This window comes from Parabacteroides sp. AF19-14, from assembly GCF_003635485.1.
Classification (GTDB): domain Bacteria; phylum Bacteroidota; class Bacteroidia; order Bacteroidales; family Tannerellaceae; genus Parabacteroides; species Parabacteroides distasonis.
Window position 1 is genome coordinate 1 of sequence record NZ_QTMJ01000025.1, and the last position, 654, is coordinate 654.

Genomic DNA, 654 nt, shown 5'->3' on the forward strand with positions numbered 1-654 from the left:
TACCGATTATCCATCGACAGGTCCATGAGGTTGTTGAGGTCACTGAACACGCTTACCTTGCCGAACTTGGTCACACCTGTGAGCAGGGCGAAACGGATGGCCCTATCCATGGTCTTCAATACGCCGTAGAAGGGTTTGAGCATGTTCCGGAGCCGGTTTTGCATCTCCTTGTCGTGCAAGTTCTGTAGCAAGGGCTTGTCGTACTCGTCTATCAGGATCACGGCCCTTTGTCCGGTTTTGCGGTAGGCCCGGTCGATGATTCCGGCGAAACGGAGGGGCAGGGTCACTTCCGAGGGACGTGTCCCATATTCGTCTTCGTACCGGGACAGGATGTCGTTTAATATCTTGTATAAGCTATCCGGAGAGTCGTATTGGGAGATATTCAGGTCAAAATGGAGGATCGGGTATTCTTTCCAGTCCTTTTCCAGTTTCTCCATGGCCAGTCCCTCGAACAACTCCTTTTTCCCTTGGAAGTAGGCCTCCAGCGTGGACAGCAACAGGCTTTTCCCGAAGCGTCGGGGGCGGCTGAGGAAGTAATACTGTCCGGTAGTAACCAATTGATAGACCAAGGCTGTCTTGTCAATATAGAGATAGCCGTCCTTGCGAATTTTCTCGAAGTTCTGTATGCCGATGGGATAAATTGTCTGGTTCATG

At 51.2% G+C, this 654-nt stretch carries 1 protein-coding gene; it reads right to left on the reverse strand.

The annotated features are described in order from the left end of the window. Nucleotides 1-653 (reverse strand): AAA family ATPase (locus DWX33_RS18920; RefSeq protein ID WP_158595311.1); only part of this gene is annotated, 653 nt, incomplete at its 3' end. Nucleotide 654 lies beyond the last annotated feature (1 nt).